The organism is Candidatus Streptomyces philanthi (assembly GCF_059553635.1).
In genome coordinates this window covers 26,205-45,550 of the sequence record NZ_JCANQV010000013.1, presented here as the reverse complement: position 1 = coordinate 45,550, position 19,346 = coordinate 26,205, and the positions used below count along the sequence as shown (strand labels likewise).

The following is a 19,346-nucleotide window of genomic DNA, read 5'->3' as shown; positions in this document are numbered from 1 at the left end:
TCCCCGGCCCCGCCCCCGCGCCCCGGCTGCCGGCGACCGTACGGTCCGCCGACGGCCGCGAGGTGACGGTGCGCAAGGCGCGCCGGATCGTGCCGCTCAGCGGTTCCCTCTCGGAGACCGTCTTCACCCTGGGGTTCGGGGACCGGGTCGTCGCCCGCGACATCACCGCCACCTTCGCCCAGGCCGGAAAACTCCCCCTGGTCACCCGCGCCCACGACGTCTCCGCGGAGGGTGTGCTCTCCCTCGCGCCCGACCTGGTGCTCGCCGAGTCCACCACCGGGCCGTCCGAGGCCGTCGAGCAGATACGGGCCGCGGGCGTCCCGCTCGTCGTCGTCCCGCCCGCCGCCTCGCTGGCCGACATCGACCGCCGCGTCGACGCGGTCGCCGCCGCGCTCGGAGTGCCGGAGGCCGGCGCGGCGCTGAAGGCGCGCACGGACCGGCGGTTGAAGGCCGTCGAGGGCACCGTCCCCGCCCGCGGCCGCAAGCCCCGCGTCGCCTTCCTCTACCTGCGCGGCTCGGCGTCCGTGTACCTCCTCGGCGGCGCCGCCTCCGGCGCGCGCTCGCTCATCGAGGCGGCGGGCGGCGTCGACGCCGGCGCGGCCTCCGGGTTGAAGAAGGACTTCACGCCGCTCACCAGCGAGGCCCTGGCCAAGGCCGCGCCCGACGCGTTCCTCGTCATGACCGACGGGCTGAAATCGGTCGGCGGCACGGACGGGCTGGTGAAGCTGCCCGGCATCGCGCAGACCCCTGCGGGCGCGGACCGCAGGGTGGTGGCGATCGACGACGGCGTCCTGCTCGCGTACGGTCCCCGGACCGACCAGGTGCTGCGCTCGTTCGTCCGGCAGCTCCACGCCGGGGGGCAGTGAGATGGCACCGCTTCCCGCCACGAGCACCGCCGCGCCGTCCCGGCTCCCGGGCCGGACGGCGCTGCTCACCACGGGCCTGGCCGGCGCCCTGGTCCTGGCCTGTCTGCTGTCCGCCGGGACCGGCGCGTACGGCATCCCGCTGCCGGACGTCCTCGGCTCGCTGCTGCACCATCTGCACCTCGGCGGCGCGGAGTTGGACCGGATCGGCGAGAGCGTGCTGTGGAACGTACGGCTGCCGCGCGTGGTCCTCGCGCTGCTGGTCGGCGCCTCGCTCGGCTGCGCCGGCGCCCTGATGCAGGGCGTGTTCGGCAATCCGCTCGCCGAACCGGGCGTCATCGGCGTCTCGTCGGGCGCGGCCGTCGGCGCGGTCGCCGCCATCGGCCTGGGCCTGACCTTCCTCGGCACATGGACGGTGACGGTCTGCGCGTTCGCGGCCGGGCTGGTGACCGTCACGGCGGTCTATCTGCTCGCACGGTCCGGCGGCCGTACCGAGGTCGTCACCCTCGTCCTCACCGGCATCGCCGTCAACGCCTTCGCGGGCGCGCTCATCGGCCTGTGCGTCTTCGCCGCCGACAACGCGCAGCTCACCCAGATCACCTTCTGGCAGCTCGGCTCCCTCTCCCAGGCCACCTGGCCCAAGGTCGCCGCGGTCCTGCCGTGCGCCCTCGTGGGGCTCGCCCTGGCACCGCTGTCCGCCCGCAAGCTGGACCTGCTGGCGCTGGGCGAGCGCTCCGCCCGTCATCTGGGCGTCGACGTCGAACGGCTGCGCCTCGGCCTGGTCCTGGTCGTCGCGCTGCTGACGGCCGCCGCGGTCGCCGTCTCCGGCATCATCGGCTTCGTCGGGCTCGTCGTCCCGCACCTGCTGCGCATGGCGGCGGGTCCGGGGCACCGCTTCCTCGTCCCCGGCAGCGCCCTGGGCGGCGCGCTGGTGCTGGTCGTCGCCGACCTCGCGGCCCGCACGCTGGCCCGGCCCGCCGAACTCCCCCTCGGTGTCCTCACCGCGCTCGTCGGCAGCCCGTTCTTCTTCTGGCTGCTGCGCAGGACCCGCCGCGGACAGGGAGGCTGGGCATGACCAACCCCCTCTTCCGGGCACGCGCCCGCCGGATGCCCCGGCCGCCGGAGGCCGGGCGGCCCTGTGCCGAGGCCGACGGCGTCCGCGTCGTACGGGGCGGCCGCACCGTCCTCGACGGGGTGAGCCTCGCCGCCCGGCCCGGCGAGGTGCTGGCCCTGGTGGGCCCCAACGGCGCGGGCAAGTCCACGCTGCTGGCCGTCCTCGCCGCCGACCTGGTGCCGCAGGCGGGCACCGTACGCGTCGACGGGCGGCCGGCCGAACAGTGGTCGGCGGCCGAACTGGCCCTGCGCCGGGCCGTGCTGCCGCAGTCCGCGACGCTCTCCTTCCCGTTCACGGTGGAGGAGGTCGTCCGCATGGGGCGTGCGCCGTGGGCGCGGACGGAGCGGGAGGCGGAGGACGAACGGGCCGTCGCCGAGGCGATGCGGGCGACGGAGGTCACCGGCTTCGCCGGCCGTCCGTTCTCCGCGCTCTCCGGCGGTGAGCGCGCCCGGGTGGCGCTCGCCCGCGTCCTCGCCCAGCGCACCGCGCTGCTGCTGCTCGACGAGCCGACCGCCGCGCTCGACCTGCGCCACCAGGAGATGGTGCTGCGTCTGTGCCGCCGCCGGGCGCGGGAGGGTGACGCCGTCGTGGTCGTCCTGCACGACCTCACCCTCGCGGCCGGGTACGCGGACCGCGCCGCCGTACTGCACGAGGGGCGGGTGGCCGCGCAGGGCGCGCCCGGCGAGGTCTTCGGGGCGGGGCTGCTCTCCCGGCTCTACCGGCAGCCCGTCGAGGTGCTCGCGCATCCCCGCTCGGGCAGCCCGCTGGTCGTACCGGTCCGGGACGACGACGACACGGACGGGTGAGGCGGACGGGACGGCGGGGGCGGACGGTCCACCCGTACGGGCGTCTTCCCCCGCCGCGCCCGCGTCCCTACCCTCGGCGTGCGGAGGAAGGCGCGGCGCGCCGCCCGCGCACGACCGGCCGTCCCGTCACCGAGGAGCCCGTATGACCGACCCGCGCATCGTCACCGTCCGGCCCGCGGACACGGAGTACGCCTGGACGTTCGGCGGGGCCGCGCCCGTGGCCCGTATCGCACCCGGCACGGTGCTCGACGTGTTCACCGAGGACTGCTTCGGCGGGCGGGTGCGGACGGCGGACGACCTGGTGTCGAAGGTCTGCGACTTCCCGTTCGTCAATCCGCAGACCGGGCCGTTCCATGTCGAGGGCGCGGAGCCGGGCGACACCCTGGCCGTGCACTTCGTGTCGATCGAACCGCGCCGGGACTGGGCGGCCTCGGCGACGGTGCCGCTGTTCGGGGCGCTGAGCGCCACCCACACCACCGCCGCGCTGCACCCGCCGCTGCCGGAGGCGGTGTGGATCTGGGAGCTGGACCGGACCCGGCGGCTGTGCCGCTTCCGTACCCGGGAGGGCGGGACGGAGCTGACGCTGCCGATGGACCCGATGCACGGCACGGTCGGTGTGGCGCCCGGCGGCCTCGAAGTGCGGTCGTCGCTGGTGCCGGACACGCACGGCGGCAACATGGACACGCCCGAGATGCGGGCCGGGGTCACCTGCTATCTGGGCGTCAATGTCGAGGGGGCGCTGTTCAGCCTCGGGGACGGGCACGCGCGGCAGGGCGAGGGTGAGAGCTGCGGGGCGGCGGTCGAGACGGCGATGCACACCGTGGTGATCGTGGAGCTGCTGAAGGGGGTGGCCACGCCGTGGCCGCGTCTGGAGTCGGACACCCACATCATCTCCACGGGTTCGGCCCGCCCCCTGGAGGACGCCTTCCGGATCTCCCAGCTCGATCTGGTGCGGTGGCTCGGCCGGGACTACGGGCTCGGTGAACTGGACGCGTACCAGTTCGTGACGCAGGCCGCCGAGTCGCCGCTCGCCAATGTCTGCGACAGCAACTACACCTGCGTCGCCAAGCTCCGCAAGGAGTGGCTGCCGCCGGCCGCGCCGCACGGCGGGCTGCACCAGGAGCTGCGGGCGCGGGCGGCCGCGCTGGTGTGACGGCGGGCGGTCAGGCGGCCGTCTCCTCCGTGTCGTCCTTCTTCTCCGCCAGGCCCAGTGTCAGCGCGCCGTCCTGGACGTCGGCGACGACGGTGTCGCCCGGGTTGAGGGTGCCGTCGAGGAGCATGGTCGACAGCCGGTTGTCGAGTTCGGTCTGGAGGGTGCGGCGCAGCGGCCGGGCCCCGAACTCCGGCTGGTAGCCGCGGTTGACCAGCCATTCCTCGGCGGCCTCGGTGACCTCCAGGCCGATCTGCTGGGCGCGCAGCCGGCGTCTGCTGTGCTCCAGCAGCAGGTCGACGATCTTCACCAGGTCGGTACGGGTCAGGGCGTGGAAGACGATGATCTCGTCGACGCGGTTGAGGAACTCGGGGCGGAAGTGGGCCCGCAGATCGGCCATCAGCTCGTCGCGGATCTCGTCGACCGCGCCGTGGTGCCGGAGGATGCGCTGGGAGCCGATGTTGCTGGTCATGATGACCACGGTGTTGCGGAAGTTGACGGTGCGTCCCTGGGCATCGGTGAGCCGTCCGTCGTCGAGGACCTGGAGCAGCAGGTTGAAGACGTCCGGGTGGGCCTTCTCCACCTCGTCGAACAGCACCACGCTGTACGGCTTGCGGCGCACCGCCTCGGTGAGCTGCCCGGCCTCCTCGTAGCCGACGTAGCCGGGCGGGGAACCGACGAGCCGGGAGACGGTGTGCTTCTCCTGGAACTCGCTCATGTCGAAGCGCACCATCCGGTCGGGGTCGCCGAAGAGGAGTTCGGCGAGCGCCTTGGCCAGTTCGGTCTTGCCGACGCCGGTGGGGCCGAGGAAGAGGAAGCTGCCGGTGGGCCGGTCGGGGTCGCCCATCCCGGCCCGGCCGCGGCGCACGGCCTGGGACACGGCGGTCACCGCCTCGTCCTGGCCGATCACCCGCCGGTGCAGCGCGTCCTCCAGTTTCATCAGCCGGTCGCGTTCGGTCTCGGTGAGTTCGGAGACGGGGATGCCGGTGCGGGCGGAGAGGACGTCGGCGATGTCCTCGGCCGTGACGGCGGGGGCCTGTCCGCGTTCCTCCCCGGCGCCGGCCAGTTCCTGCTCCAGCGCGCCGATCTCGTTCTTGAGCCGGCCCGCGCGTTCGTAGTCCTCGGTGCTGACGGCCTCGTCCTTCTCCCGCCGCAGCTTGGTGAGGCGGTCCTCCAGGCCCGCGGTGCCGTCCGGTGAGCCGAGGCTGCGCAGTCCCACCCGGGCGCCGGCCTGGTCCATGAGGTCGATGGCCTTGTCGGGCAGGAAGCGGTCGCTGAGGTAGCGGTCGGAGAGGGCGGCCGCGGCGTCCAGTGCTTCGTCGGTGAACCGCACCTGGTGGTGGGCCTCGTAGGCGTCACGGAGGCCGCGCAGGATCTCGACGGTCTCCTCCACGGTGGGTTCGGGCACCATGACGGGCTGGAAGCGGCGTTCGAGCGCGGCGTCCTTCTCGATGTATCTGCGGTACTCGTCGATGGTGGTCGCGCCGACGACGCTGAGGTCGCCGCGGGCGAGCGCGGGCTTGAGGATGTTGCCCGCGTCCATGGCGCCCTCGCCGCCCCCGCCCGCGCCGACGACGGTGTGCAGTTCGTCGATGAACAGGATGACGCCGTCCCCGGACCGCACGACCTCGTCGATCACCTTCTTCAGCCGCTCCTCGAACTCCCCCCGGTACTTGGAGCCGGCGACCAGTCCGGCGAGATCGAGCCCGACGACGCGGCGGTCCCGCAGGGCGCGGGGCACCTCACCGGCGACGATGCGCTGGGCCAGCCCCTCGACGATGGCGGTCTTGCCGACGCCCGGGTCCCCGATGAGCACCGGGTTGTTCTTCGTCCGCCGGGAGAGGACCTCCACCGTCTGCTCGATCTCCTCCGCCCGGCCGACCACGGGGTCGAGCCGTCCGCCGCGGGCCTCCTCGGTGAGGTCGCGCCCGTACTCGTCGAGCGTCGGGGTGTCGCTGCCCGCGCCCGCCGCGCCCTCCCGCGCGCCGTCGAACGCGCCGGGGGCGGCGCCCTCGGAGCGCAGGGTGCGTGAGGCGCCGGAGCGGGTGTCGTCCAGCAGCGCGGCCAGGATGTGCTCCGGGCCGATGTACGAGGCGCCGGCCGCCTGCGAGCGGGCGTGGGCGGCGAGCAGGGCGCGCTTCGCGGCCGGGGTGAGGGCTGGTTCCCCGGTGCCGGTGCCGGACGGCAGGCTGCCGCGCAGGTCGGCGGCGAGGGCGTCCGGGTCGGTGCCGCCCTGTTCCAGCACCTGCCGTGCGGCGGGTACCTGGGTGGCGGCCCACAGCAGGTGCACCGTGTCGAGGTCGCACCCGTCCTCGGCGGCCCGGCCGCCGGCCGCCGCGAGCAGTTCGTGCGAGGAGTCGCTGAGCAGGCGGCCGATGGGCACGCGCTGCACGGCGGGCGGGGAGGCCGCCGGGCTCATGCCGAAGAACCGGTTGAAGAGATCGGAGAAGGGGTCGCCTGACCCGAAGGGCGAAGTCGTCACCGTGACCCCCTGTCGTGGGGCGGCGGACCACCGGCCGCCGCCCCGCAGTCGATTGCCCGTACGCGGCCAGTGTCGAGGGGGGCGTGCCGCCGTGCGACCGCAGGGAGGGCGGCGGTCGCGGCGGCACGGGCGGGGCGGGCGTCGGGGTCGGCGGGCGGTGAGGGGCGCGGCGGGACCTGCCGGGCGTTGGGCCGTTCGGGTCACGCCCGCCGGATCTTCTCCGCCACTTCCGGCGATCGTTTCCGGCCGTCATGAGGCGTGCCGGGGCCGTGAGGACGGGGAGTTCCCGCCCGTGGGGGCGTGGGCGCGCGATCCGGTCCACCGGGCCGCTAGCGTGGGGCGGAAGGGGTTCCAGAGCGAGGAGAGTGGAGTCGTGGCCGAGCCGTTGAAGACCGTGATCGACGGGACCGAGGTGGAAGTGCCCAACACGATTCCGGACATCCGCGCGGCGCTTCCCGAGGAGCGCCGGGCCGAGTTCGACAAGGCCGTCGACGCGGCCGGCGTCCACGAGATCCACGGTGTCATGCGGCACTGGATGCTGGAGGCGGTCCCCGACCCCGTCGCCGACGCGATCATGGACCGCCTCGATCGTGAAGAGGCCGAACGGACGGGTGCGGCGTGACCTACCGCGTCACCTACGCGCCCCCGGCCGACGACAGCCTGGCGAAGATGCCGGACGCCGCCGCGTTCCGGGCGGAGATGGAGCGCACCCTCGGGCGCGACCCCTACGGACACCACTCCTCCCCGATCCGCGGCCAGGAGGACCGCCGCGAGGCCACCGTCCTCGGCGCGGTCGTCGTCTACTACGTCTCGGGAACGGTCCTGACGGTGACGGTGGTGAGGCTGATCTCCTTGTGAGCGCCGTCGGGGCGCGGTCAGCGGCGCGGCGAGGGCAGCGGGCGCGGCTCGACGCGTTCCTCGGTGGCCGTGCCACCGTCGCGTGTGACGAGGTAGGCGCCCTTGCCGGGCACTTCGGTGACGGCCTCGACCAGTTCGGTGCCCCGGTAGACCAGACCCACGCCGTCGTCGGTGCAGTGGGTGGCGGGCAGCGTGCCGTCGGCGACGAGGCGGTGGACGAGCGGGCGGCGGCCGGGATCGGTGTCGTAGTGCACGCCGTTGCCGTAGGGGAGGAAGCCGAGCGCACCGGTGAGCGGCCGCAGTTCGGGGCCGAACGAGTCCGTGGCACCGCCGCGGAACCAGCAGATCGATCCCGCGCTGACGCCGCTGAGGACGACTCCGGCCTCCCATGCCCGGCGGAACACCGTGTCCAGACCGTGGACCCGCCACACGGCGAGCAGGTTCGCCACCGATCCGCCCATCACCCAGACGACGTCCTGGTCGAGGACGGTCCCTTCCACGTCCTCCAGGTTGGGCATGGGGAAGAGGTGGAGCGGCGTCAGGTCGAATCCGGCGACGCGGGCGGCCTCGGTCATCCGCGCGGTGAAGTGTTCCGCGTCACCGATGGCCGTGCCGACGTACAGGACCCGCGGTCGCCGGCCGTGGACGCCCGACAGGTCGACGGCGTGGTGCACCAGGGAGTCGAACGTGACCATGGTGCGGCCGCCGACGCGGTGGCCGCCGGAGGTGGCGAGGATGGTGGGTACCGGGGCAGTCATGCCGAGCGATCCTAGCTAGGGGCCGTCCCGTCATCGCCGGCGGGGCGGCCCGTCGAACGCCTTGCGCTCCGGGCCGGTTTTCAGAAGAAGCGGGCCATGCCGACGGAGGCCGGGGCGGTCTCGGTGAAGCCGAACTTGGCGTAGAGGTGGCGGGCGTCGCCGTCGGCGATCAGGGAGACATAGGCGCCGGACGGCGCCCGGTCCTCCAGTTCCGTGGTGAGTGCCGCCATGATGCGGCGGCCCAGTCCCCGTCCCTGATGGTCGGGCAGGACGCAGATGTCGACGATCTGGAAGTGGCAGCCGCCGTCGCCCACGATCCTGCCCATGCCGATGGTGTCGTCCCCGTGCCGGACCGTCACTCCGTACCAGGTGTTCGGCAGGGCGGCCTCGGCCGCGGCGGCGGACTTGGGGCTGAGCCCGCAGGCGGTCCGCAGCGCGCGGTAGGTGTCGGCGGACGGGACCCCGGGGCGTATCTCGTCATGACCGAAAGCATTGTTCACACCTGACAACCTAGCAGGCGGCCGCGCGGCCAGGTGATGGCCGAGGACGGCACCGACGCCCGCGCGGACCGGGGACCGTCCCGGCGCGCCCGGCGCGTCGGCGGCGCGACGTGCCGGGGATGCCGGGGACGGTGGTGCGAGCATGGCGCATGACCTTTCGCCGGGTGAGGGAACCGCGCGGTCCGTGGGAGTCCGGCCACGTCCTCGTGGTGCTGCCCCTCGCGCTCATCGTCGCGGTCGTCGTGGTCGAACTGCTGATCCCGCCGGACATCCATCTGGGGCCGCTGCTCGTGGCGGCGCCCACCCTCACCGCGGCGTTCGCCCGCGCCCGGCTCACCGCCGTGATCGGTGTGCTCGCCGTCGGCGCGCAGGCGCTCGTGGGGATCGCCCGGCACGCACAGATCACGCCGAACGTCGAGGCCCAGATCATCGCCCTGCTCCTGGTGTCCGCCGTCGGTGTCGCGGTCTGCCTGGTGCGTGACCGGGGCGAGCGGCGGCTGGAGCAGACCCGCTCGATCGCCACCGCCGCGCAGCGGGTGCTGCTGCGTCCCCTCCCCCGCCGCAGCGGCCCCCTGCGCATCGCCTCCCTCTATCTCCCCGCCGAGGACGAGGCCGAGATGGGCGGCGACCTCTTCGCCGCCGCCCGCACCGCCACCAGCACCCGGCTGCTCATCGGTGACGTCCGCGGCAAGGGCCTGCCGGCGTACAGTCATGCGGCGCTGCTGCTCGGCGCGTTCCGTGCCGCGGCGCACCGCCAGGCCACCCTCGCCCGGCTCGCGATCCATCTCGACGGCGCGATGCGGTGGGACAACCGGCAGTGGACCGACGGGAGCCAGGACGACGCCGACGAGTCGTTCGCCACGGTCACCCTGCTGGACCTGCCCGACGACGCGCAGGTGCTGCACCTCGTCAACTGCGGGCATCCGCCGCCCCTGTTGCTGCGCGCGGGAACGGCGACGCCGCTGGCGGACGGGCCGGTGTGCCTGCCGATCGGCCTGGGCGGCTTCCCCGGCGACCCCGGCTACGGGGCGGCGACGCTGCCGTTCCTCCCCGGTGATCTGCTGCTTCTCTACACCGACGGGGTGAGCGAGGCCCGCGACCGGGACGGGGTGTTCTATCCGCTCGCCGAACGGGTGGCGGCCTGGGCGGAGGACGGCCCCGAGGAACTGCTGCACCGTCTGCACCAGGACCTGCGGGCGCACACCCGCAATCGCCTGGCGGACGATGTGGCGGCCGTCGCGATCCTGCGACTGCCTCCCGGTCAGCCGCGGGAGGCCGGCGGGAGGGCGGGCAGCGGGCCGCGGTAGAGCCAGTCGCGGAAGAAGCCGCCGAGGTCGGTGTCCGCCACCTGTTCGGCCAGGGCGGTGAACTGCTCGGTGCCCGCGCTGGTGCCCCGGTGGCGCGCGTACCACGCCCGCGCGGTGGCGAAGAACCGTTCGTCGCCCACGGTGAGGCGCAGGGCGTGCAGGGTGGCGGCCCCTCTGCTGTAGAGGCGGTCGTCGTAGAGGACGGTGGGGTGCGGGTCGGCGAGGACGAGGTCCTGGCCCGCGCGGCGCAGGGTGGCGAGGTGGGAGTGGACCACGCGGTGGGCGTCGGGTCCGCCGGACGCCTCGGACCAGAGGCATTCCGCGTAGGTCGCGAAGCCCTCCTTGAGCCAGATGTGGCGCCAGTCGGTGAGGCCGACGCTGTTGCCGAACCACTGGTGGGCGAGTTCGTGGACGACCTCGTCCTCGTGGCCGCGCCGCCCGTCGACCCGGTCGGAGCCGAACACGGAGAACGTCTGCGACTCCAGCGGGTCCCCCACCGGGGCGTCGACGACGACGGCGCCGTACACATCGAACGGGAAGGGTCCGAAGAGGCCGGTGAGGACGCCGAGCATCTGCGGCTGCCGCCCGAAGTCGTACGCGGCGCGGTCGGCGAGCCGTTGGGGGAAGGCGTTGCGGACCAGGACGCCGTCCGGGCCGCCGGTCTGCTCCTGGAAGACGAAGCGGCCGATGACGACGGTCGCGAGGTAGGGGGACATGGGTTCCTCGTGCGCGTAGACCCACTGGACGCGTCCCCTGCGGACGGCGGCCCGCCGGACGAGCCGGCCGTTGGCGCACACCTGGTAGCCGTCGGGGACGGTGATCTCGAAGCGGTAGGTGCCCTTGGCGTCCGGCCGGTTGTTGCAGGGGAACCAGGAGGGCGCGCCCAGTGGTTCGCTCATGACCCGGCTGCCGTCCCGCATCGGGTACCAGCCGGCGGAGTCGTCGAGGTCCGGGATGCCCAGCGGGCGGGGCGTGCCCCGGTAGTCGATGTCCACGGTGACCGGTGCGTCCGGGGGCAGGGGTGCGGCGGGGGTGACGAGGAGTTTCCGTTTGCGGTGGCGGAAGGCGGCCGGTGTGCCGTCGAGGGCGACGCGGGTGACGGTGAGGCCGGACAGGTCGAGGCGGAGGGTGGCCAGGGGGACGAGGGGGAGGACGGTGAGGGTGGCGCGGGCGAGGAGGCGGCCGGTGGCGGGCTTCCAGTCGAGACGGAGGTGGTGGTGCCGGACGAGGTGGCCGTCGTCGCCGTGGTGCGGGAAGGTGCGCCGGCCGGTGCCGGGGGGACGGTGCGCGGGCGGCGCCCCGGGCCCCTTCGTCCGTGCTGCGCTCACCTGCGGTCCCCTTCCGGTGGGGCGGCTGCGGGGTGGTCGTCCGCGGGGGCGCGGCCCCCGCTCAACGTACTCCCGGGGGCGGGTCCGTGGTGGCCGGTGCCGTGGGGTCCGGCGGTGTTCCGGGCCCCGGCCCGCCCGGACCTGTGACAAGAACTCACCGAAATCGGCACACGGGACGGACCTTAAAGCGGGGCTCCACGGGAATGACGAGAGAAGTCCTTTGCCCGCTTTCCGAACCGCCGGTCCGCGCGGGGGAGAGACTTTACGCGCCCTGCGCATATGCGGGGCGGGATTCGCCATAACGCCGTGGCGCCCTGGAGTCCGCTTTCCGTCTTGACGCGACCGGAGCGGCGGCCTCCGAAGCGGAGTTCCGTTTTCCCTGCCGCGATTCGAGCATCCGTGCGGAGATCATGCATTCGCGGCGGAAGGGAACACTCCCGGGAGGGGTCCTGGTCCGGGCAACGGACCGGGCGGCCGGAAAGACAAGGAATCCGGGGATTTACCGTGCGCGCGGAGAACGTTCTCCGTGCGGCGGCCACGGCACGGCAATCGATCAGGCATCCGTTTCCCCCGCTCACGTCATACCTTTTTCTTCCGCGCCGGTCCTATGGCATTCACCGCGGTCCGCGACTCGCGCGGGGCGCACTCCTGCCACAACCGGCCATGCCGCCTTGGCGCGGATGGTCCTGTTCGCCCCCGCGCCCGGCACTTAGTTTCCCTTTTGACTTGGTGTCGGACCCACGGAGGCTGATCCGGGATGTGGAGTTCCCGCTGAAGGGTGCGGTGCGGCAGGGGGCGGCCGGCGGGAGTCCGCCCGCAGCCGGCCGGGAACCTTCGGCGAATGAAAGGGCAGGTGGCGAGGCTTGCGGCGCCCGGTGGGCAGCCATGGTGCCGATGCCGTCGGCCTGTCGGCAGAGGCGCCGTGCCCCGTCGCGCGGAAGCGGGGCGCGGTGGGCCCCGGGGCCCGTCCCCGTGGCCGCCCGAGTTCCCCGTCCCCGATATCCGCGCAGCATCTGACGACCGCTCGCGGAACGGACGGGAATCGGTCCGCACCGTATTCCCGCGGCGCCGTTCCCCGTCCGACCGCGTCCCGCCTCCGCGCCCCGGCATCCGGTCGGCGGCGGGGCGTCCGGGGTATTTCTTCAAGAAGGTTTCCCCAGCTTCACGCCGTGACCTGGAACGTCGTCCACGACCGCCGGACACACCGGAATTCCCTCCGCGTCACGGCCGTGGGCAAGAGGGCGTGAACGGGTCCGTATCCGCCGGACGGAGCACCGCACACCAGGTGTGACGCACCCGGAGATGAACAAGGTTGTTGCACATCCTTCGGAAGAGGGAGAGGTACATGACAGAAGTGGCACCCGCTTCCCGGTCACCGATCGCGGAAGCACTTCCCCGTCCCCCGTACCCCTCGGATGCGAACGCGACGTCATATGTTCGCCTCCTGCCGGAATTCTTCGAAAGAACCTGTGACCGGAAACCGGACGGTACCGCCGTCATCTGCGAGAACGAGGCACTGAGCTACGCCGATCTCGACCGCCGGGCCAACCGTCTCGCCCATCTGCTGCGGGAGCGCGGCGCCGGGCCGGGCCGCATGATCGGCATACTCCTGGAGCGGTCCGCCGACGCGTATGCGGCACTGCTCGGTGTGCTCAAGTCCGGTGCGGCGTACGTCCCGCTGGACCCGTCGTTCCCGTCCGACCGGACCGCGTACATCGCGCGGGACGCGGAACTGACCGCGCTGCTCACCTCGTCGGCGCTGCGCGACCGCACCCGGGAGGCGCCCTGCCAGGTCCTCGAACTCGACCGGTTGGCGGACGACCTCGCCGCCCGCCCGGCCGTACGGCCCGTCGTCACCACCGACCCGTCGTCACCGTGCTACGTCATCTACACCTCGGGCACCACCGGCCGTCCCAAGGGCGTGGCGGTCGCCCACACGAGCATCGTCAACTTCCTGGACGTCGTCACCCCGCTCTACGGCGTGACCGAGCACGACCGCGTCCACCAGGGGCTGTCGCTGGCCTTCGACTTCTCCCTGGAGGAGATATGGCCGGCCTGGGTCGCGGGGGCCACGCTGGTGGCGGGCCCCGCGGACGACCGGCGGGTGGGCCAGGGGCTCACCGAGTTCCTCGACACGCACGGCATCACGGTGCTCTGCTGCGTCCCGACCCTGCTCACCACCCTTGAGGCGGAACTGCCGCGGCTGCGCACCCTGCTGGTCAGCGGCGAGGCGTGCCCGCCCGACCTGGTGCGCCGCTGGGAGCGGCCGGGCCGCCGCATCCTCAACGCGTACGGCCCCACCGAGACGACCGTCACCGCGACCTGCGCCGAGCTGCTGGCGGACCGGGACGTCACCATCGGCCGCCCGTTGCCGACGTACCACGTCTATCTCCTGGACGAGACGCTGCGGCCGGTACCGGAGGGCACGAGCGGGGAGATCTGCGTCGGCGGCCCCGGGGTGGCCATCGGGTACGTCAACCGCCCCGACCTGACCGCCGAGCGGTTCATCGGCAACCCGGTGGAGCGCGACCGGGCCGCCGTGCCCCGGCTCTACCGGACCGGTGACCTGGGCCGTCTCACCCCGGGCGGGGAGATCGAGTACCTGGGGCGGGTCGACACCCAGGTCAAGATCCGCGGCTACCGCATCGAACTCGCGGAGATCGAGGAGGTGCTGCGCGAGGACCCCGGCGTGGAGAACGCCGTGGTCACGCCCCTGGAGCGGGACGGTGTGGCGCAGGACCTCGTCGGCTATGTCACCCCGTCCGGCGGCGCCCTCACCTGCGACGAGGACGCGCTGCGCGAGCGTCTGCACACCGCGCTGCGGCGCCGGCTGCCCTCCTACATGATCCCGTCGTTCGTCGAGGTGCTGCCGGAGTTCCCGCTGCTGGCCGCCGACAAGGTGGACCGCTCCGCGCTGCCCGCCCCGGTGTCGCCTCCCCTGGGCCGGCGTACCGGGCCACCCGTCGCCCCGCGGACGCCACTGGAGCGTCGGGTGCTGACGGTGTGGCAGGAGGTCCTGGAAACCACCGGCATCTCCGTGGAGGACGACTTCTTCTGCGACCTGGCCGGGCACTCCATGGCCGCGGCCCGGCTGATCTCCCGGCTGCGGCAGGAACCCGGCCTCCAGGGCGTCGGCATGGGCGACCTCTACGCCCACCCGACGGTGCGCGGCCTGGCCGCCTTCCTGGAGGCGGACACCGAGGCGGCGGAGAACCGCCCGTCCGGCGAGTCCCCCGCTCCGGCGCCCAGGAAGCACTCGTCCGCCCGCGTCCGGCTGTGCGGACTGGCCCAGTCCGCGCTGCTCTACATCTGGCTGCTGGCGCTGAGCGTGCCGGTGGTCGTCCTCCTCTACCGGCTGTGCGCCACCTGGGACCTGCCCGTACGGGCACCGGCCGCGGGGACGGTGCTGGACACCCTGGTGAGGCTCCCCCTGCCGGCGTTCCTGGCGCTGGAGGCGGGCTGGCTGCTGGTCAGCCTCGCCGTACTGCCCGTCGCCGGCTGCCGGCTGCTGATGGCCGGCGTGCGCCCCGGCTGGTACCCGCTGTGGGGCGTGACCTATCTGCGGTTCTGGCTGTGCACCAAGGTGCTCGCGCTGTCCCCCGTCGCCGCGCTGGCCGGCTCCCCGCTGCTGCCGCCCTATCTGCGGCTGCTCGGCGCCCGCGTCGGCCGCGGCTGCCATCTGTCCTCGCCCGTGGAGCTCCCGGCGTTCACCCGGATCGGTGACGGCACGAGCATCGGCTACGGGGCGCGGGTGCAGTCCTCGCTGGTCGAGGGCGGCTGGCTGCGGCTGGCGCCGGTCCGTTTCGGCTCCGGAAGCCATCTGGGGACGAACAGTGTGGTGCTGCCGGGCGCGGTGATCGGCGACGGCGGCTCGGTCGGCGAGCAGTCGCTGGTGGCCGCGGACCAGGTCGTCCCGGCGGGCGAGCACTGGTCCGGGTCGCCCGCCGCCCGTACCCCTCTCCCGTCGCTGCTGGAGGCGCTGGCGGCGGAGCCCGACGACGGGCGGCGCTGGCCGCTCGCGGTACTGGCCGGGTTCGCCGGGGGCGCGCTGCTGCGGGTGCTGGGGCCGCTGCTGGTCCTGGTGCCGGGCACGGTGCTCGTCGGTGTCGTCACCGCCCGGGAGGGCATCGGCTGGGGCCTCGCCTCCCTGGCCCTGGCCGGGCCGCTGGTCGCGCTGACCACCTGTCTGTTCGTGCTCGTCGTCAAGCGGCTGGTGATGCCGAGGGCGCGGGCGGGCATCCACCGGGAGCGCAGTGGTTTCGGGGTACGCAAGTGGATCGCCGACGGCATGATGACGCTGAGTCTGACGGTGACCCATGCGCTGTACTCGACGCTCTACCTCGTCCCGTTCCTGCGGGCGCTGGGCGCGCGGACCGGCCGCTGGTCGGAGGTGGCGACCGTCAGCTTCGTCGACCCGGACATGCTGGTCATCGGGGAGCGCAGCTTCGTGGCCGATGTGTCGGTGGTGGCGCCCGCGGTCTTCCACCGGGGCCGGGTGGCGGTGACCCCCGGCGAGGTCGGGCGGCGCAGCTTCGTCGGCAACGGGGCCCTGGTGCCGGGTTCCTGCCGGGTCGGCGACGACGCCCTGCTGGGTGTGCACTCGGTGGCGCCGGCCCGGCCGGTCGCCCCCGAGACGACCTGGCTGGGATCACCGGCGATCTTCCTGCCCCGGCGGGAGGAGAGCCAGGCGTTCCCCGCCAGGCTCACCTACGACCCGAGTCCCGGTCTGATCGCGGCGCGGCTGGCCATCGAGTTCTTCCGGGTGACCCTGCCCGCCACCCTCGGCGGTCTGACGGCGCTGGCGGCCCTCGGCGCCGGGGCGGAGCTGGCCGGGAGCCTGCCGCCGTGGGCGCTGCTCCTGCTGGGCCCCGCGCTGGTGCTCGGTTCCGCGGTGGCGTCCACGGTGCTGGTCGTGGCCCTGAAGTGGCTGGTGATCGGCCGCTACCGGCCGCGGACGGAGGCACTGTGGAGCGTCTGGGTGCGCCGTACGGAACTGATCACGGGCCTGTTCGAGAACCTCGTCGTCCCGTCGCTGCTCAACTTCCTCACCGGTACGCCGATGATGGCCGTGGTCATGCGGTGGTTCGGCGCGCGCATCGGCCGCCGGGTGTGGCTGTCGACCACGTACCTCACCGAGTTCGACCTGGTGCGGGTGGGCGACGACGCGGCGGTGGGCGAGGTCACCTCGCTCCAGACCCATCTGTTCGAGGACCGGGTGATGAAGATGTCCCACGTCACGGTGGCGGAGGGCGCCTCGGTCGGCATCCGGTCGGTCGTCCTCTACGACGCCGAGGTCGGCGCGGGCGCGTCGCTGGACGCGATGTCCCTGGTCATGAAGGGCGAGCGGCTGCCCGCCCGCAGCCGCTGGCGCGGCATCCCGGCCCGGCCCCGCTGAACGGCGCCCGGCGGCCCCTCCCCTGTCCCCCACCGTGTTCCTCCACACCCCTCGGAGACCGTCTCATGTCACCCCTTGACCGTCCGGGCGTCCTGTCCGGTCCACGCGTCCTCGGCGAACTTCCCGGCCCACGCTCGGCCGCGTACCTCGCCCGCCAGCAGACGTCGGAGTCGAACGCCCGCGCCTATCCGCGGCGTCTGCCGCTCGCGCTGGCCGAGGGCTCGGGCAGCTTCGTCACCGATGTCGACGGCAATGTCTTCATCGACTTCCTCACCGGCGCCGGGGTCCTCTCCCTGGGGCACAACCATCCCGAACTGGTACGGGCCGTGGTCGGGCAGCTCGGCAGACTCACCCACGGCCTGGACTTCCCCACCCCGGTGAAGGACGCGTTCACCCAGGCGCAGCTGTCGATGCTGCCGCCCGGTATGCGCGACCGCATGAAGGTGCACTTCTGCGGGCCCACCGGGGCCAACGCGGTCGAGGCCGCCGTCAAGCTCTGCAAGACCGCGACCGGGCGCGGCGACATCGTCGCGTTCCAGGGCGGCTTCCACGGCAGCACCCACGCGGCGATGGCGCTGACCGGCCTGGTGTCGCAGAAGCGGCCCGTCGCCAACGGCATGCCCGGTGTGCACTTCTTCCCGTACTCCTACTGCACCCGCTGCCCGGTCGGCCTGACGCCGGACGGCTGCGCCACCAACTGCGCCACGTTCCTGGAGCGTTCGCTGAACGACGCCAACGGCGGGATCGCCCCGCCCGCCGCCGTGGTGCTGGAACTGGTGCAGGGCGAGGGCGGGATCGTGCCCGCGCACCCGGACTTCGTCCGGCGGGTGCGCGAGCTGACCCGATCCCTCGGCATCCCCCTGGTCGTCGACGAGGTGCAGACCGGCTGCGGCCGCACCGGCACCTGGTTCGCCTTCGAGCAGTACGGCATCGAACCGGACGTCGTCGTCGCGTCCAAGGCGCTCAGCGGCATCGGCGCCCCCGTCGCGCTGATCCTCTACGACCGGCGGCTGGACACCTGGGAGCCGGGCGCGCACTCGGGCACCTTCCGCGGCAACCAACTGGCCTTCGCGGCGGGCGTGGAGGCGATCCGCATCGTCCGCCGCGACGATGTGCTGGGAAACGTCCGGGCCCGCGGTGAGCAGATCGGCCGGCTGCTGTCCGGCCTCACCGATCTGCCGTGGGTGCGGGAGGTGCGCGGCCGGGGCCTGATGTGGGGCGTCGAGCTGGCGGACCCCGGCGACGGGACGCCCGCCGGGTCGCTGGCGGCGGCGGTGCAGGCCCGCGCGCTGCGCGGCGGGCTGATCGTGGAGCTGGGCGGCCGCGACGACTGCGTGGTGCGGATGCTGCCGCCCCTCAACGTCACCGAGGATGTCGTCGCCACCGCCTGCGCGATCCTGCGGGAGGCCGTCACCCACTGCTGCCGGGCGCAGGCCGCGGACGGCTGAGGTGACGGCCGCCGCCCGGCCGCGCCCGCGGCCCCCGCATTCCGCACGTGCCGGACAACCTCCCGGAGAGGTCTGATCAGATGGCTCTCATCGTCCAGAAGTACGGCGGCTCCTCGGTGCGCGACATCGCGCGCGTCACCCGCGTCGCCGAGCACATCGCCGCCACCCGCCGGGCGGGGCACGATGTGGTCGTGGTGGTGTCCGCGATGGGCGACACCACCGACACCCTGCTGGACCTGGCGCGGCGCGCGGCACCGCTGCCCCCGCCGCGCGAACTGGACATGCTGCTCACCGCCGGTGAGCGCATCTCCAACGCCCTGGTGGCCATGGCCCTGCACACGCTCGGCGTCCCCGCCTGCTCGCTGTCGGGCCGTCAGGCCGGGATACGGACGACGGCCGCGCACGGCAGGGCGCGGATCACCGATGTCGTACCGGACCGGGTGCGGCAGCTGCTGGACCGCGGGCGGACACCGGTGGTGGCGGGCTTCCAGGGCATCAGCCCCGGGACCGAGGAGGTCACCACGCTGGGGCGCGGCGGCTCCGACACCACCGCGGTCGCCGTGGCCGCCGCCCTCAAGGCGGACGTCTGCGAGATCTACACCGATGTGGACGGCGTCTACACGGCGGACCCGCGGATCGTGCCCACCGCCAGGAAGCTGGACACCATCTCGTACGACGTGATGCAGGAGATGGCGGCCGCCGGCACGAAGGTGCTGGCCCTGCGCAGTGTGGAGTACGCCCGCCGTCACGGGGTGCCGGTGCATGTGCGGTCCTCGTTCCACGACGGTTCGGGGACCATGGTGACGGGCGCGGCGAAGGCCCCGTCCGCCGAACAGGCCGCGCTCACGGGGGTCGCGCACGACGGTTCCGGGGCCCGGCTCACAGTGACCGGGCTGCCGGGCCGGGCGGGGCCCGCGGCCCGTGTCCTGCGGATCGCCGCCGAGGCGCAGGGGGACGTCGATCTCGCCGTGCGGCACTGCCCGGCCGGGGGCGACGGCGGGGATCTGACGCTGGTGCTGTCCGCGGACGGCGGGCGCGCCGCGGTGGCCGCCCTGGAGGAACAGCGCGCGGAACTCGGCTTCACCGGCCTGGTGTACGAGGAGGGCGTCGGCAGGGTGTCGCTGATCGGTACGGGCATCCGTACGGTGCCCGGTCTGACGGCCGCGTTCTGCGAGGCGCTGGCGGCGGCGGGGATCGGCGTCGACACCCTGACGGTCTCGGAGCTGCGTGTCTCGGCGCTGTGCCGGGCGGCACGCCTCGACGAGGCGGTGGGGATACTGCACGAGACGTTCGCGCTGGCCCCTCCCCGGGAGGCGCTCGTCCGGGCGTGAGGGCGC

Annotated in this window: 14 protein-coding genes; 10 read left to right on the top strand and 4 right to left on the bottom strand. The window is 73.6% G+C overall.

The window, feature by feature from the left end:
• The 4 genes from AC51EU_RS03750 to AC51EU_RS03735 form a co-directional block, all read left to right on the top strand.
• On the top strand, positions 1–866 hold an 866-nt coding region (locus AC51EU_RS03750), incomplete at its 5' end, for a heme/hemin ABC transporter substrate-binding protein (RefSeq protein ID WP_496265173.1).
• Position 867: 1 nt separating this feature from the next.
• Positions 868–1,938 carry a FecCD family ABC transporter permease gene (locus tag AC51EU_RS03745; protein ID WP_496265172.1) on the top strand — a complete coding sequence of 357 codons (1,071 nt, stop codon included), beginning with the start codon at positions 868–870 and terminating at the stop codon, positions 1,936–1,938.
• A complete protein-coding gene (locus tag AC51EU_RS03740) occupies positions 1,935–2,783 on the top strand; it encodes a heme ABC transporter ATP-binding protein (RefSeq protein WP_496265171.1) in 849 nt (282 codons plus the stop codon). The genes AC51EU_RS03745 and AC51EU_RS03740 overlap by 4 nt, the downstream gene beginning before the upstream one ends.
• A 142-nt stretch (positions 2,784–2,925) precedes the next feature.
• A complete protein-coding gene (locus AC51EU_RS03735; protein ID WP_496265170.1) occupies positions 2,926–3,936 on the top strand; it encodes an acetamidase/formamidase family protein in 1,011 nt (336 codons plus the stop codon).
• 10 nt (positions 3,937–3,946) lie between these two features.
• Here AC51EU_RS03735 and AC51EU_RS03730 read toward each other — a convergent pair whose 3' ends face one another.
• Positions 3,947–6,415: an ATP-dependent Clp protease ATP-binding subunit gene (locus AC51EU_RS03730; RefSeq protein ID WP_496265169.1), complete on the bottom strand. Its 2,469-nt coding sequence runs from the start codon at positions 6,413–6,415 to the stop codon at positions 3,947–3,949.
• Positions 6,416–6,788: 373 nt separating this feature from the next.
• On the opposite strand from AC51EU_RS03730, the gene AC51EU_RS03725 reads away from it, so the two are divergent.
• Positions 6,789–7,037, top strand: coding sequence for a hypothetical protein (locus AC51EU_RS03725; RefSeq protein ID WP_496265168.1), 249 nt, complete (start codon positions 6,789–6,791; stop codon positions 7,035–7,037).
• 47 nt (positions 7,038–7,084) lie between these two features.
• Positions 7,085–7,273: a hypothetical protein gene (locus tag AC51EU_RS03720; RefSeq protein ID WP_496265175.1), complete on the top strand. Its 189-nt coding sequence runs from the start codon at positions 7,085–7,087 to the stop codon at positions 7,271–7,273.
• 17 nt (positions 7,274–7,290) lie between these two features.
• Here AC51EU_RS03720 and AC51EU_RS03715 read toward each other — a convergent pair whose 3' ends face one another.
• On the bottom strand, positions 7,291–8,031 hold the full coding sequence (locus AC51EU_RS03715) for a Type 1 glutamine amidotransferase-like domain-containing protein (RefSeq protein WP_496265167.1): 741 nt from the start codon (positions 8,029–8,031) through the stop codon (positions 7,291–7,293).
• Positions 8,032–8,111: 80 nt separating this feature from the next.
• Entirely contained in the window at positions 8,112–8,531 is a 420-nt protein-coding gene (locus AC51EU_RS03710) for a GNAT family N-acetyltransferase (protein WP_496265166.1), read from the bottom strand.
• Between the two features lie 164 nt (positions 8,532–8,695).
• Here AC51EU_RS03710 and AC51EU_RS03705 point away from each other — a divergent pair, with 164 nt between their 5' ends.
• On the top strand, positions 8,696–9,838 hold the full coding sequence (locus AC51EU_RS03705) for a PP2C family protein-serine/threonine phosphatase (protein ID WP_496265165.1): 1,143 nt from the start codon (positions 8,696–8,698) through the stop codon (positions 9,836–9,838).
• Here AC51EU_RS03705 and AC51EU_RS03700 read toward each other — a convergent pair.
• Complete coding sequence (locus AC51EU_RS03700; RefSeq protein ID WP_496265164.1) at positions 9,793–11,166, bottom strand: M1 family metallopeptidase; 1,374 nt, start codon at positions 11,164–11,166, stop codon at positions 9,793–9,795. The two genes, AC51EU_RS03705 and AC51EU_RS03700, sit on opposite strands and share 46 nt — an antisense overlap.
• Positions 11,167–12,511: 1,345 nt before the next feature.
• Between AC51EU_RS03700 and AC51EU_RS03695 the strand changes: the two genes are divergently transcribed.
• The 3 genes from AC51EU_RS03695 to AC51EU_RS03685 all read left to right on the top strand — a co-directional run bounded on the left by AC51EU_RS03695 (position 12,512) and on the right by AC51EU_RS03685 (position 19,340).
• Positions 12,512–16,561, top strand: a complete 4,050-nt coding sequence (locus AC51EU_RS03695) for a Pls/PosA family non-ribosomal peptide synthetase (protein ID WP_496265163.1) — start codon at positions 12,512–12,514, stop codon at positions 16,559–16,561.
• A 65-nt stretch (positions 16,562–16,626) separates the two neighbouring features.
• Positions 16,627–18,009, top strand: a complete 1,383-nt coding sequence (locus AC51EU_RS03690; protein WP_496265162.1) for a diaminobutyrate--2-oxoglutarate transaminase family protein — start codon at positions 16,627–16,629, stop codon at positions 18,007–18,009.
• A gap of 80 nt (positions 18,010–18,089) precedes the next feature.
• Entirely contained in the window at positions 18,090–19,340 is a 1,251-nt protein-coding gene (locus tag AC51EU_RS03685) for an aspartate kinase (protein ID WP_496265161.1), read from the top strand.
• Positions 19,341–19,346 lie beyond the last annotated feature (6 nt).